This is a genomic window from Streptomyces adelaidensis (genome assembly GCF_016598475.1).
Lineage (GTDB): Bacteria > Actinomycetota > Actinomycetes > Streptomycetales > Streptomycetaceae > Streptomyces > Streptomyces adelaidensis.
The window spans coordinates 33,043-45,578 of record NZ_JAEMUX010000001.1 but is presented as its reverse complement, the minus strand read 5'-3'; the positions used below and the strand labels follow the sequence as shown (position 1 = coordinate 45,578).

Sequence of the window (12,536 nt, the reverse complement as noted above, 5' to 3'; positions counted from 1 at the left end):
CGCTGCGCCGGCTTGAGCGGGGGGTGCGTGGGGGGGGTGGGTGCGTTTTCGGCTGCGGCTTCGTCGTGGCTGGTCGCGCAGTTCCCCGCGCCCCTTAAAAGCAAAGGCAGGGGGCGCCCCTGGTGCTTTTGCTTTTAGGGGCGCGGGGAACTGCACGAGCAACCACACACAACCGGCAGCCGAAAACGTGCTCAACCCACGGTTCAGGCGGCGGTCGGCCAGGCGTCCGCGAGCATTTTGCGGGTGTCGGCCAACAGTTGCGGCAGCACCTTCGTGTGGCCGACGACCGGCATGAAGTTGGTGTCGCCGCCCCAGCGGGGGACGATGTGCTGGTGGAGGTGGGCGGCGATGCCGGCGCCGGCGACGGTGCCCTGGTTCATGCCGATGTTGAAGCCGTGGGCGCCGGAGGCGGTGCGGAGGGCCGTCATGGACTGCTTGGTCAGCTCGGCCAGTTCGGCGGTCTCCGGCGCGGTGAGGTCGGTGTAGTCGGCGACATGACGGTAGGGCACGACCATGAGGTGGCCGCCGTTGTACGGGTAGAGGTTGAGCACCGCGTACACGTGCTCCCCGCGCCTGATGAGCAGGCCGTCCTCATCCGATTTGGCCGGGATCGAGCAGAACGGGCAGCCGTCGTCGGCTCCGGGGCCGGTCGGCTTGTTCTCGCCCTGGATGTAGGCCATCCGGTGGGGCGTCCACAGGCGCTGGAACGCGTCCTGCGTCCCCACTCCGATCTGCTGCTCCGGCTCACTCGTCATGACATGCAGCATATGGCTTCGCCTGTTCGCGGCGTGTCGCCGGGTGCGGCCCCCGGGAGCTGAACCCCGGGGGCCTGCGATCGTCGTCCGGCGCGGGCGCCGTACGCCTCAGATCTGGACGCGGTCCTGCACGACCTGCACGATCTTCGCGATCGCCTCGTCGAGCGGGATGCCGTTCTCCTGGGAGCCGTCGCGGTAGCGGAAGGAGACCGCGCCGGCCGCCATGTCCTCGTCGCCCGCGATGACCATGAAGGGCACCTTCGCCTTCTGGGCGTTCCGGATCTTCTTCTGCATGCGGTCGGAGGAGGCGTCCACGTCCACGCGCAGCCCCTTCTTCTTCGCCTCCACGGCGAACTTCTGCAGGTACTCCACGTGCGCGTCGCCGATCGGGATGCCGACCGCCTGGACGGGCGCCAGCCACGCCGGGAACGCGCCCGCGTAGTGCTCGAGGAGCACCGCGAAGAAGCGCTCGATCGAGCCGAACAGCGCGCGGTGGATCATGACCGGGCGCTGCTTGGAGCCGTCCGGGCCGGTGTACTCCAGGTCGAAGCGCTCCGGCAGGTTGAAGTCCAGCTGGACCGTCGACATCTGCCAGGTCCGGCCGATCGCGTCCTTGGCCTGGACGGAGATCTTCGGACCGTAGAAGGCGGCGCCGCCCGGGTCCGGGACCAGCGGGAGGCCCTGCTTCTCGGCGACCTGGCGGAGCGTCTCCGTGGCCTCCTCCCAGGCCTCGTCGGAGCCGACGAACTTCTCCGGGTCCTTGGTGGACAGCTCCAGGTAGAAGTCGGTGAGGCCGTAGTCCCGCAGCAGGTTCAGGACGAAGGTGAGCGTCTTGTCGAGCTCGTCCGCCATCTGTTCGCGGGTGCAGTAGATGTGCGCGTCGTCCTGCGTGAAGCCCCGGGCACGGGTCAGACCGTGCACGACACCCGACTTCTCGTACCGGTACACGGTCCCGAACTCGAAGAGCCGCAGCGGCAGTTCGCGGTAGGAGCGGCCGCGCGCGTCGAAGATCAGGTTGTGCATCGGGCAGTTCATGGGCTTGAGGTAGTAGTCCACGCCCTCGTCGAGCTGCATGGGCGGGTACATGCCGTCGGCGTACCAGTCCAGGTGGCCCGAGACCTCGAAGAGCTTCCCCTTCGTGGCGTGCGGGGTGTAGACGAACTCGTAGCCCTCCTCCTCGTGGCGGCGGCGCGAGTAGTCCTCCATGACCCGGCGGATGATGCCGCCCTTGGGGTGGAAGACGGCGAGGCCGGAGCCGATCTCGTCCGGGATGGAGAACAGGTCGAGTTCGTTGCCCAGCTTGCGGTGGTCACGCTTCTCGGCCTCGGCGAGGAAGTCGAGGTGCGCCTTCAGCTCCTCCTTGGAGGGCCAGGCGGTGCCGTAGATGCGCTGGAGCATCGGGTTCTTCTCGCTGCCGCGCCAGTACGCGGCGGCGTTGCGCATCAGCTTGAACGCCGGGATGTTCCGGGTGGTGGGCAGGTGGGGACCGCGGCAGAGGTCCTTCCAGCACAGGTCGCCGGTCTTGGCGTCGTGGTTGTCGTAGATGGTCAGCTCGCCGCCGCCCACCTCGACGTCCGCGCCGTCGTCACTCGACGCGGAGCCCTTGATACCGATCAGTTCCAGCTTGTACGGCTCCGACGCCAGCTCCGCACGCGCCGCCTCGTCGGTCACCACGCGCCGCGAGAAGCGCTGGCCGCGCTTCTGGATCTCCTGCATCTTCTTCTCGACGGCTTTGAGATCCTCGGGCGTGAACGGCTTCGCGACGTCGAAGTCGTAGTAGAAGCCGTCCCGGACCGGCGGCCCGATGCCCAGCTTGGCCTCGGGGAACAACTCCTGCACGGCTTGCGCCATCACGTGTGCGGTGGAGTGGCGCAGGATGTTCAGGCCGTCCTCGGAGGAGATCTCCACGCTCTCGACGGTCTCGCCGTCCTTCACCTCGTACGCGAGGTCCTTGAGCTCGCCGGCCACCCGGGCCGCGACGACGGTGCGCTCGCCGGCGAAGAGTTCGGCGGCCGTAGTGCCCGTCGTCACCACGCGTTCTTCCCGCTCGGAATCGCGTTGGATGATCACACGGACGTCGGACACCGGTCTCTCCTGACTGAAGGCGGGTGCGTACGCAGGTGCGTACGCACCCGGGAATCGTACCGAGCCCACAGTGCCCTCTCACAACGCATAAGCGTCAAGGGCCTCAGTCCCCGCCGCACGCCTCCTCGAAGAAGGCCGTGATCTCCGCGGTCTCCTGCAGCGACTTCATCAGCCGGTCCCGCTCCGCCTCGTCGACCTGCACGGGTGCGACCCCGTCGGCGTCGGTGAGCCGTCGGAACCCGCCCCGGCTCTCCAGCCGCCCGTGCACCCGCACCGGCAGCCCGACGAGATGGGCCTGCCCCGCTATCCGGTACGACTCCTCGTCCAGGGTCATCCGGACGTGCGGGACCTCGGCCCCGGCGATGACCCGGAGCCGTACCGTGCCCGCGCCGCGCGCCCCCGACCGGCGCATCCGCACGACGGCCCCGGTGATCCGCACCGGCATCGAGGGCTCCTCGCGCAGGTAGCGCGCCCCGGCCTCGCGGAGCACGGGCAGGTCGCCCGGCGAGAACTCGACGGGCTCGGCCGGGATCGCACCGCCCTCGGGGACGCCTGCGGCGGGCGCCCAGTCGACGGCGACCCGGGCGCCCTCGGTGCCGCGGACGAGGGCGACAAGGGCCTCGGTCAGTTCATGGCTCACGCCTGCCCCGACGGCGCCGTCGAAGGCGTCCATGCCGCCGGTGGCGCGCCGGTAGTCGATGGCCTCGCGGGTGGCGTAGAGGGCCTGGTGGAGGCGGAGGGCGAGGGGGCGGCCGGTGGCGACGGGGACGAAGGCGGTGAGGCGGCGGCCGCCGGGGGCGGCTCCGACGAGGACGCCCTCCAGGGAGGCGGCGGCGGGGCGGCGGTGCCGGGCTCCGTAGTAGCCGGCCCGCGCGCGGGTGGCCAGGGCCGCCGCGAGGAGCATCTGGCGGGCGGCCGAGCGCAGTCGGTCCTCGACGACCCAGGAGGCGGTGCCCGCGGGGCCGGTCGGAACGTCCCGCCACCAGTGGATCTCGTCGCTGGGCACGGCGAGTGCGACCAGCACGTCACGGGCGGCGGGCGACCCGCTCCGGGACAGGGCGGTGAGGGCCTCGCCGAGCAGATCGTCACTGTCGGGGAAGGCCCGGTTCTCCGGCACGAGCAGGCTCATGCCCCGGCCGGCCGGGCCGGGCGGGGTCCAGCGGCCGTAGCGTCCGGCGGCGCCGCCGCGCCGCTGCCAGCCGTGCCGGCGCAGGAGGGCGCCGAGGACGGCGGGGTCGACCTGGGCGGCGTCGGGCGGCTGGGTCCAGGTGGGCTCGACGGGGTGGGACCGCCCGGGCCGCACGGGTTCGCCGATGGGACGGCGTACGGCCACGTCCTCGCCGTACGAGCGCCGACCGGACGCGCTCTCGCCATAGGGGCGCCGGCCGGGCCCGTCCGCGCCGGAAGGACGCGGTCCCGGGCGCGGACCTGGGCCGTCTTCGTCGTTGGGGCGGTGGGTCACGGTCTGCCTCCCGTTCCGACCCGCGTCATGATCTCGCAGAGCGCTCGGTCGTCGAAGATGCGCGAGGTCGGTATGCGGACGGTGGTGCGGCGCCGACCGGTGATCGGTTGTCCGGCGAGGTTGATCCAGTAGCAGCAGTGCCGCAGGTCGAGCCGGTCGTGGCCGGCCCGCAGCCACTGCTCCTGCGATCTCGGGACGATCATCACGACCAGGATCTTGTGCACCGAGACGGGAGTGCGGGCGAGCTTCGCCAGGTGGGCGTTGTCGAGGGTGAAGGAGAAGAACCGGCCGGGCGGGCTCGGCGCGAGCTGGTAAGTGGCCTTGAGCTGCACCTTGATGGTGACCTCGTCGTCGACCGTGTGCCCGGGCGAGCCGTGGCTGACGTGCCAGTCGATGCCGTTGTCCGGAAAGGGCTGGGAGAGGGAGCAGCCCGCCGCGGCGGCGACGGCGTGCAGATAACCCACCTGCAGTGTCTCCATGCAGGCGGTGGTGGCGAGGGAGCCGCGGTGCGATGCCGCGTGCTCGGGCAGCAGCCCGCCCCGCTCGGGCTGCGCTATGGCCATGCCCAACAGCCTTCCGATTACCGGTGTTTCCGCGTGCCGAGCCGCTGAACTGCGCGGACCCGTACTTCTGTTGTCTCCTTCCGGCGTACGGCGCAAACAGCCCGGGTATCACCAAACAGGCAGAAGACGGGACGTCAGCTGCGGTGGGTGAACGAGGAGTTGTATACGCATGACGTGTTGGTACGAGGGGCCCTTGGCGGCGTTCGACACGGAGACCACGGGCGTGGACGTGGAGACCGACCGGATCGTGTCGGCCGCCGTAGTCGTCCAGGACGGGCCCGGCACCCGTCCCCGGGTGACCCGGTGGATGGTGAACCCGGGCGTGCCGGTGCCCGAAGCGGCGACGGCGATACACGGGCTGACGGAGGAGCGGCTGCAGCGCGACGGCCGCTGGCCGGCACCGGTGATGGAGGAGATAGCCAGGGCGCTGGCCGAGCAGGCGACGCGCGGCCGTCCGCTGGTGATCATGAACGCGCCGTTCGATCTGACCATGCTGGACCGCGAGTTGCGGCGGCACCGCGCCTCGTCGCTGGACCACTGGTTCGAGGCGACACCGTTGCGGGTCCTCGATCCGCGGGTCCTCGACAAGCATCTGGACCGCTACCGCAAGGGCCGGCGCACGCTCACCGATCTGTGCGCGCACTACGAGGTCGTCCTGGACGGCGCGCACGACGCGGCGGCCGACGCGCAGGCCGCGATGGACGTCGCACGCGCGGTGGGCCGCCGATTCGCCGTCCGGCTGGCCCGTCTCTCCCCCGCCGAACTGCACACCCTGCAGGCCGTGTGGCACGCGGCTCAGGCACGCGGTCTGCAGGCGTGGTTCGCGCGCAGCGGCACGGAGGAGGCGGTGGACCCGGCGTGGCCACTGCGTCCGGACCTGCCGGCCGCGGCGGCGTGAGAGCACCGGCGGACGGTGTGGGCGCACAAGAAAACCGGTCCGTCATCGACGGACCGGTTCTTCCGGGTGGGCGATACTGGGTTCGAACCAGTGACCTCTTCGGTGTGAACGAAGCGCTCTTCCACTGAGCTAATCGCCCGGGAACGCACTGAACCATACAGGTCCCGACGGGTCTGGTTCAAACCCCTTGGGCACCGGCCGCGAGGTACGCGAGGAGGCCTCGCCGTCCCGCCCGCATCATCAGCGCGTGGTTGGCGCGGAACACGGGGCGTCCGGGTACCGCGAGCCGGCGCAGCAGGGGCTTGGTGACGTCGACCTCCTGGTCGTAGCGGGCGAGGGTGCCGATGCCGTCTGCGGTGAGCGTCCAGCGGGCCCAGCCGTCGACGTCGCCGGCCATCTCGATCTCCAGGACCCCGGCCGCCTGATCGCGCCGTACCTCGCGGGCGGTGAAGGCGAGGTCGTACGGCAGGGCCGAGCGGATGCGCATGGTGCCGCTGGTGTCATCGAGCCGGACGACCTCGCGCACCTGCGGCCACCAGTTCGGGTAGTGGTCGGCCCGCTGGAGCACGTCGTACACGGCGGCGGGTGGCGCGGGCAGATCCCAGCGGCTGCGGAAGCGGTAGTGACACCAGTCCATGGGGGGATTCTGCCTGCACAGGGGCTGTCTGTGCGGGATCTGAGTACGTCCTGAGTATCCGCACTCATGTCGTACGACGTGACCCGGACCACACTCCGGAGCATGACGCATTTTCCGTCCCCAGCTGAGGAGTTGCGGGTCCTCGACTCCGAGCTTCGGCAACTCGACGCCCGTCGTACGTTTCTGCTGGCGCGGCGCGCCTGGCTGGTCAACGTCCTGTACGCGCAGGTCCCCGCGGCCGTGGCGCCGCCGGTGCGGCGGCCCGAGGCGACGGCGCCCAGGGTCCAGAACGTGCTGCTGGTCCTCGGCGGCGTTCTGCTGACCATCGCCGCGATCGCGTTCACGCTGGTCAGCTGGGGGCAGCTGGGAATCGCCGGCCGGGCTCTGATCCTCGGTGCGGTGACGGTGACCGCGCTCGGCATCCCGGTGCCGCTCCTCCGGCGAGGCCTGCGCTCGACCGCCGAGGCGGTGGCCGGCCTCGGCGTCGCCCTGACGGTCCTCGACGCATACGCCCTGCACGAGGTCGCGTTCGCCGGGGCGAAAGGCACCGCGTACGCGGCGGCCGCGTCGGCGGTGCTCGCGGCGACCTGGGCGGCGTACGGCCTGGGGCTCGGCGCGCTCACGCCAACTGCCACTCCCTCAGTCACCGGAGACACGAGGGCGCGTACCCGCACTCCGCTGAGTCTGCCGCTCCCCCTCGCTCTGATCGTCGCGCAACTCCCCCTCCTCCTCTGGTCGTTCGCGATGAAGGCGAGCGTGGAGACGGTCACGGTCGTGCTGCTGGTGACAGCGGCGGCCGACACCTGGGTCGCGCTGCGGGTGCCCGTGAAGCCGCTTCGGATCGTCGCCGTGGTCGGTGCGTGCGGCTGGGGTGCCTGGGGCGTATGGGCGGCCGGGTGGCTCTCCTGGGTCGCCGTCGGCCCGGACGCCGCCGCCCGTGCGGCGGCGCTCCTCGCCCTCGCCGCCGCGATCGCGCTGACCGCCGCCCGGCACGCGCCGAAGCCGGCCCTGGCCCTCGGCGCCGCGCTGACCGGCGGGCTCCTCCTGGTCGCCGGTCTCGGTGGGATCGCACGGTCGGTCCTGTCCGACGTGTGGACGGTCCCCGGCTATCTGCTCTGCGGGGTCGCACTGCTCGCCGCCGTACGGATGCGGGCGCCCGAGCCCGTACGCCGAGGTCTCGCCCACGCCTCCGCCGTCGTCCAGGCCCTCGCCCTGGCCACCGCACTCCCGGTCCTGCTCCTCGTGCTGCTGGGCCCGGCCGGCTGGATCGAGCGGATCTGGTCCGGCGCGCCGGCGGACGCCCGCAGGGCGGTGACCCTCGACGCGCCCTGGCCGCCGAACGCGGAGACGGTTCCCCTGGTGCTCGCCGTGGTCGCCGTGGTGCTGGCGATGGCCGGGCGCAACGCGCCATGGCGCACCCCGGCCCTGGTGGGCGCGTTCGTCCTGGCGTGGGCGACGGCCCTGGTACTCCCCGCGGTTCTCCAACTGCCGTACACGGCAGCGATGGTGGTGCAGGGCCTCGTCGTCGCGGCCACGCTGGGCTTCGCGGGACTCGTACGCTCTGCCGCGCCCAAGCGCCTCCAGGCTCCGCTGCCCCTCACCGGCGCCCTGCTGGCCCTCGTCACCTCCCTGAGCCTCGCCCTCCTCTCCCTCGCCGCCGAACCGGCCACCCTCACCGTGCTCGCCGCCTCGACCGCCCTGTTCGCGCTCGCGGCCTGGCGCACGGGCCTCGGCCCCCTCACCGCGCCCGCCTCCCTCGTCTACGCCACCGCTCTGACCTGCGCGATCGGCGCGTCCGCCGACTGGAAGCCGGCGCATACGGCCTTGCTCGTCCTCGCCGTGCCGATCGCGGCGGCCCTCCTCGCCGCTCGTCCCGGCGACTCCCTCATGACCGTCCCGGTCGAGGCGACCGGCGCCGCGGCGGGCCTCGTGGCCATCGGCCTCGCCGCCGCCGACCCGCCCCTGCTGGCCCTCATCCTCGCCCTCGGCGGAGTGATCGCCGCGGGTACGGCGGTACGACCGGACCGGCGCCACGTCGGCTACGCGGCCGCCGCGCTCTTCGTGCTGGCCTCCTGGGTGCGGCTGGCGGTCTGGGAGGTCGGCTCCCCGGAGGCGTACACCCTGCCGGTGACCGTCCCCGCGCTGGTCGTCGGCCATCTCCGCCGGCGCCGCGACCCGACCGCCTCGTCGTGGACGGCGTACTGCCCGGGCCTCGCGGTGACTCTCCTGCCGAGCCTGGCCGCGGCCTGGGGCGACGAGCACTGGCTCCGCCCACTGCTGCTGGGCGTCGCGGCCCTGGTCATCACTCTCGTGGGCGCCCGCCACCGCCTCCAGGCCCCACTCCTCCTCGGCGGCGCCACCCTCGTCCTGGTCACCCTCCACGAACTCGCGCCGTACATCGCCCAGGTCATGGGCGCACTACCGCGCTGGGTACCGCCCGCCCTGGCAGGCCTGACACTCCTCGCCCTGGGAGCCACATACGAGCAGCGCCTACGCGACGCCCGCCGCATGCGGAACATCCTGGGAAAGCTGAACTGAGGCGCCCCTCAAGGGGCGCGGGGAACTGCGCGTCCAGCCACAACGGACCCGCAGTTCCCCCAGGTGCCAAGTCACCACCTGCTCCCCCGGCGGAGCGTCACGGCATCTTGTCGCCCACCAACGCGAGGTTCTGGATGGCCGCCAGCCCGTACAGCGCCGTCGCGTTGGTCGAGACCCACGCCGCCTCACTGCCCGGCACCAGAGCCGTCGGGCCCTCGATCTTCTTCGTGGACCAGTCGGTCGACTCCTTGTAGTCCCAGGGGTCGGCGCTGTTGTAGAACTGCCGCCACGCCCGGGCCGCCAGCTTGTCGTCGCCCAACTGGACGGCGGCGTACGCGTCCTGCCGCGAGTGCCCCTGGAAGAGCAGCAGGGAGCCGAAGTTGGACCCGTAGCGAGCGGCCTGCTCCGCCTTGGTGGCGTTGAAGTAGCGGCAGTAGTCGAGCCATGCCTCCTTGAACTTCGGCATGTCGATCTGGTCGAGGAGTTCGGCGTTCAGCTCGACCAGGCCGAACATCGCGGAGAGGTGCGAGACGCCGACGCGGGGCTCGGTCGCGACGGCGAACTTGCCCGTGTCGAGGTCGTAGAGCGCGTTGCCCTGGACGAAGCCGTTGGGCTGGGCCGCGATCGTCTCCATGGTCGACAGGACCCGGGCCTTGGCCTTCTCCCACTTGGGGCCGCGCCGCTCCCACTCGGTGAGCCACGCCGACACCAGCCCGGACCAGTCGGTGCCGAAACCGATCGACAGGGCGTTGCGGTCGGGCGTGTACGGCTCGGTGCGGATCTTGCGGATGGGGTCGAGGACGAGGAACGTCTCGTCGGAGTCGACGTTGGCGTGCATGAGGTCGCCGACGCGTTCGTCGGCGGTGAGGAAGTAGTAGTAGCGGCGGTACGTGGTGTTGGCGATGCGCTGCTGCTTGGCACTGTCCGCGTAGTGCTGGACGCCGTGGCGGGTGCCGAGGCCGGCCCATTGGCCGAGGTGGTAGACGTCGACCTCGCCGGTGTGGCGGGTCATGGCCTCGGCGAAGCGGAAGATGTCGGCGCGGCCGGAACGCATGTACGCGAACCACAGCCACAGGTCGGGCGAGAGTTCCGAGTTGTCCCAGGCGTAGCCGCCGACGTCGTAGCACCACTGGTGGCGGCTGGGGTCGTAGCTGTGCATGATGTCGCCGTAGTCCCAGAAGCCGTACCAACGGCGCATCTCCACCTGGTCCTTGTAATAGGTGAAGAGGAAGTCGAGGTGGTCCTCGATCTTGGCCTTGGCGGCGGTGGTGCGGTCCGGTTCGGCGAAGAGCTTGCCGAAGACGCCCGCCTTGATGAGCTGCTTGGGCGGGGCGGCGAGCTGCGGGGGCGTGCGTACGGCCTCGACCTGCTTGGCCATGTCCTCGGCGCTCGGGGTGGACTCGTGGGCCCAGAAGAGGAGTTCGCTGGTCCGGGCGATCCCGTAGGGGGTGCCGAACTCGGGCTCGTAGTCCTCATAGGTGATGTTGAGGCCTTCGAGCTGCTCGGGGTAGGTGTCCTGGCCCATGCCGTCGTGGTAGAAGCGCAGGTCCATGGGCTGCGCCTCGGGCGACCAGAGCCAGAGGGTGACCTCGGCGTTGTCGGTGTGGGCGTCGCGGATGTCGAGCTGGGCGGGGAACTTCTCCCAGAAGTCCCTGAGGCCGAAGGCGAATCCGCCGCTCGCGCCGCCGACGTAACCGAAGCCGCTCGCCCGTCGGCCGCCGCCGGCCGGGATCCAGCCGTGGCCCTCCTTCGTCCGCTTGCGGACGCCGAAGCCGTCGGCGGAGAGCTGCGAGAGCGTGTAGTCGCCCCACTCGGGGATGTACTGGAGGCGGGTGGTGACCCGCTGGTCCCACATCGAGGGGTCCGGCAGCTTCTCGCCCTCGAACTGGGCGGTGCGCACGGCCGCGCCCGGGTCGCGCCGCAGCCCGGTGACGCCCTTGACGGCCTCACGCAGCAGCCCGGTGCCCTCGCCGCCGATACGGATGTGCCGGTCGTACGCCGCGTCGCGCATCGGGACCTTGAAGCGGACGCCGATGCCCCGGATGAAGTCGCCGCTCGCCTTGCCGGGCTCCTGGGCGCCGTCGAAGGTGATGGTGTGCACCATGCGGAACGATTCCGCGCCCGCGTAGAAGTAGAGCCGGATGGAGAAGGGCAGCCAGCTTCTGCCGCCCTTACGGTGCTTGCCGTCGATGCGGACCACGGCGCGGACCGGGCCCTCCTGCTCGACCTCGGCCTCGTCGATGACGCTCTCGAAGCGTTCGTACTTGACCGTGCCCTGGTCGCCGTCCTCGATCTCCGGCTGCCGCAGCAGCACGAGGCGGCCGGTGTGGGCGACCTCGGTGGAGCCGCGCAGGACGGACTTGACGAGGGTCGAGCCGCTCTTGCCGAGCTTGGCGGTGATGACGCCGGTCGACACGGTGATGGTGCCGCCGCTCTTGTCGACGGTGACCTTCTTCTCGGGTGCGGCGGCAGTGCCGGCGGCGAGGGTGAGCTTGCCGGAGCCGGCGCCCGCGCCGACCGCGTGCGCGGTCCACTTCACGGAGCCGTCGGGCCAGTAGCCGATGGGCCAGGACTGGACGGGGACCTGCTTGCCCTCCGCGTCCTTCAGAGAGAACGACTGTTCCTTCTCGTAGGCGCCCTTGGGCCAGGGCACGCCCACGGTGGACCCCGGCGCGGCGCCGAGGCCGCCGCTTTCCAGCCAGTCCAGGGTCACCGGTTCGGCCTCCGCGGCCTCGGCTCCGGGCGCGGCCTGGGCGTTCGTACTCCCTAGCGCCCAGCTGAACTGCGCGGCGGCTCCGGCGACAGCAGCCGCCTTCAGCAGGGACCTGCGGTCGATGGGGGACATGGCCTTTCCTTTCCGTACGGGAAGTCTTGCGTGCGGGTGGTCAGGGGCATGACAGAGAGAGGTACGACGCCCAGGGCGCCGACCTTGTTTCGAGCGGCGCGGCCCGGTCGGTGGCGCCCGCCCGGAGTGAGGGCACCGCCGGTCAGCGGCGGCGCCGGTACCGCTCCTCCACGGCGACGGCCGCCGCCGCGACGGACCCGAGGACCGGGATCGCCAGCGGTGCGACGAACCAGGCGGAGCAGGCCACCACGGCCAGTCCGCCGACGAGCAGGAAGGACCCGGCGGGGTCGAGCACGGTCCGCCGCCCGGCCGCGCCGAGCAGGGCCCGCCAGGTGGCGCCGGGCCGCCAGAGCGCCGCCGCGCGCAGTCCGGCGACGACGGCGCCGATCAGCGCGAGGACCCCGACGACGCCGACCAGCGGCCCACCCGGGATGCCGGCGCGCACGGCCTGGACGTCCACCCACACCGCCGCGAGCGCCGCCCATCCGGCGAGCCCGACGAGCCAGCCGCCGCGCACCGCCGCCCGGAAGTCGGCCATGAACTCCCGCCAGCCGCCGCCCTCATGGGCCGTACGGCGTCGCAGGTGCCGGGAGCCGGCGGCGAACGCGGCGGGGTACGTCACCAGCGGCAGCGAGGCCACCGCGATCCACACCCCGGTGAGCAGACACTCGGCGAACAGGGCGAACCGCTCGGCGAGCGGGGACTCCTCGCGCACCTTGGTGGCGGCCTTCACACGGGCCTGGGACATGGTCG

General features: G+C 71.7%; 9 protein-coding genes and 1 tRNA gene. 2 read left to right on the top strand and 8 right to left on the bottom strand.

Features of this window, described 5'->3' with window-relative positions; all coding sequences use genetic code 11:
* Window positions 1-203: 203 nt before the first annotated feature.
* The 4 genes from I8N67_RS00235 to I8N67_RS00220 form a co-directional block, all read right to left on the bottom strand.
* Window positions 204-767 (bottom strand): HIT family protein, encoded by a 564-nt coding sequence (locus I8N67_RS00235; protein WP_200300479.1) that lies wholly within the window; start codon window positions 765-767, stop codon window positions 204-206.
* Between the two features lie 96 nt (window positions 768-863).
* On the bottom strand, window positions 864-2,840 hold the full coding sequence (gene thrS / locus I8N67_RS00230; protein ID WP_200300478.1) for a threonine--tRNA ligase: 1,977 nt from the start codon (window positions 2,838-2,840) through the stop codon (window positions 864-866).
* A gap of 103 nt (window positions 2,841-2,943) precedes the next feature.
* A complete protein-coding gene (locus I8N67_RS00225) occupies window positions 2,944-4,173 on the bottom strand; it encodes a hypothetical protein (RefSeq protein WP_200300477.1) in 1,230 nt (409 codons plus the stop codon).
* A 125-nt stretch (window positions 4,174-4,298) separates the two neighbouring features.
* Complete coding sequence (locus tag I8N67_RS00220; RefSeq protein WP_200300476.1) at window positions 4,299-4,865, bottom strand: DUF4365 domain-containing protein; 567 nt, start codon at window positions 4,863-4,865, stop codon at window positions 4,299-4,301.
* 169 nt (window positions 4,866-5,034) lie between these two features.
* On the opposite strand from I8N67_RS00220, the gene I8N67_RS00215 reads away from it, so the two are divergent.
* Entirely contained in the window at window positions 5,035-5,763 is a 729-nt protein-coding gene (locus tag I8N67_RS00215) for a 3'-5' exonuclease (protein ID WP_200300475.1), read from the top strand.
* A 67-nt stretch (window positions 5,764-5,830) separates the two neighbouring features.
* On the opposite strand, the gene I8N67_RS00210 is transcribed toward I8N67_RS00215, so the two are convergent.
* Window positions 5,831-5,902, bottom strand: a tRNA-Val gene (locus I8N67_RS00210).
* A gap of 39 nt (window positions 5,903-5,941) precedes the next feature.
* Window positions 5,942-6,400: an SRPBCC family protein gene (locus I8N67_RS00205; protein WP_200300474.1), complete on the bottom strand. Its 459-nt coding sequence runs from the start codon at window positions 6,398-6,400 to the stop codon at window positions 5,942-5,944.
* A 66-nt stretch (window positions 6,401-6,466) separates the two neighbouring features.
* On the opposite strand from I8N67_RS00205, the gene I8N67_RS00200 reads away from it, so the two are divergent.
* Window positions 6,467-8,938 (top strand): SCO7613 C-terminal domain-containing membrane protein, encoded by a 2,472-nt coding sequence (locus I8N67_RS00200; RefSeq protein WP_200300473.1) that lies wholly within the window; start codon window positions 6,467-6,469, stop codon window positions 8,936-8,938.
* A gap of 97 nt (window positions 8,939-9,035) precedes the next feature.
* On the opposite strand, the gene I8N67_RS00195 is transcribed toward I8N67_RS00200, so the two are convergent.
* Both I8N67_RS00195 and I8N67_RS00190 read right to left on the bottom strand, forming a co-directional pair.
* Window positions 9,036-11,783, bottom strand: coding sequence for an exo-rhamnogalacturonan lyase family protein (locus tag I8N67_RS00195; RefSeq protein ID WP_200300472.1), 2,748 nt, complete (start codon window positions 11,781-11,783; stop codon window positions 9,036-9,038).
* Between the two features lie 142 nt (window positions 11,784-11,925).
* A complete protein-coding gene (locus I8N67_RS00190) occupies window positions 11,926-12,531 on the bottom strand; it encodes a hypothetical protein (protein WP_200300471.1) in 606 nt (201 codons plus the stop codon).
* Window positions 12,532-12,536 lie beyond the last annotated feature (5 nt).

Bases quoted from the DNA above. Each gene is read 5' to 3' on its own strand.
- I8N67_RS00235 (WP_200300479.1), bottom strand. From the start codon at position 767: ATGCTGCATGTCATGACGAGTGAGCCGGAGCAGCAGATCGGAGTGGGG.
- I8N67_RS00220 (WP_200300476.1), bottom strand. From the start codon at position 4,865: ATGGCCATAGCGCAGCCCGAGCGGGGCGGGCTGCTGCCCGAGCACGCG.
- I8N67_RS00215 (WP_200300475.1), top strand. From the start codon at position 5,035: ATGACGTGTTGGTACGAGGGGCCCTTGGCGGCGTTCGACACGGAGACC.
- I8N67_RS00205 (WP_200300474.1), bottom strand. From the start codon at position 6,400: ATGGACTGGTGTCACTACCGCTTCCGCAGCCGCTGGGATCTGCCCGCG.
- I8N67_RS00200 (WP_200300473.1), top strand. From the start codon at position 6,467: ATGTCGTACGACGTGACCCGGACCACACTCCGGAGCATGACGCATTTT.
- I8N67_RS00195 (WP_200300472.1), bottom strand. From the start codon at position 11,783: ATGTCCCCCATCGACCGCAGGTCCCTGCTGAAGGCGGCTGCTGTCGCC.
- I8N67_RS00190 (WP_200300471.1), bottom strand. From the start codon at position 12,531: ATGTCCCAGGCCCGTGTGAAGGCCGCCACCAAGGTGCGCGAGGAGTCC.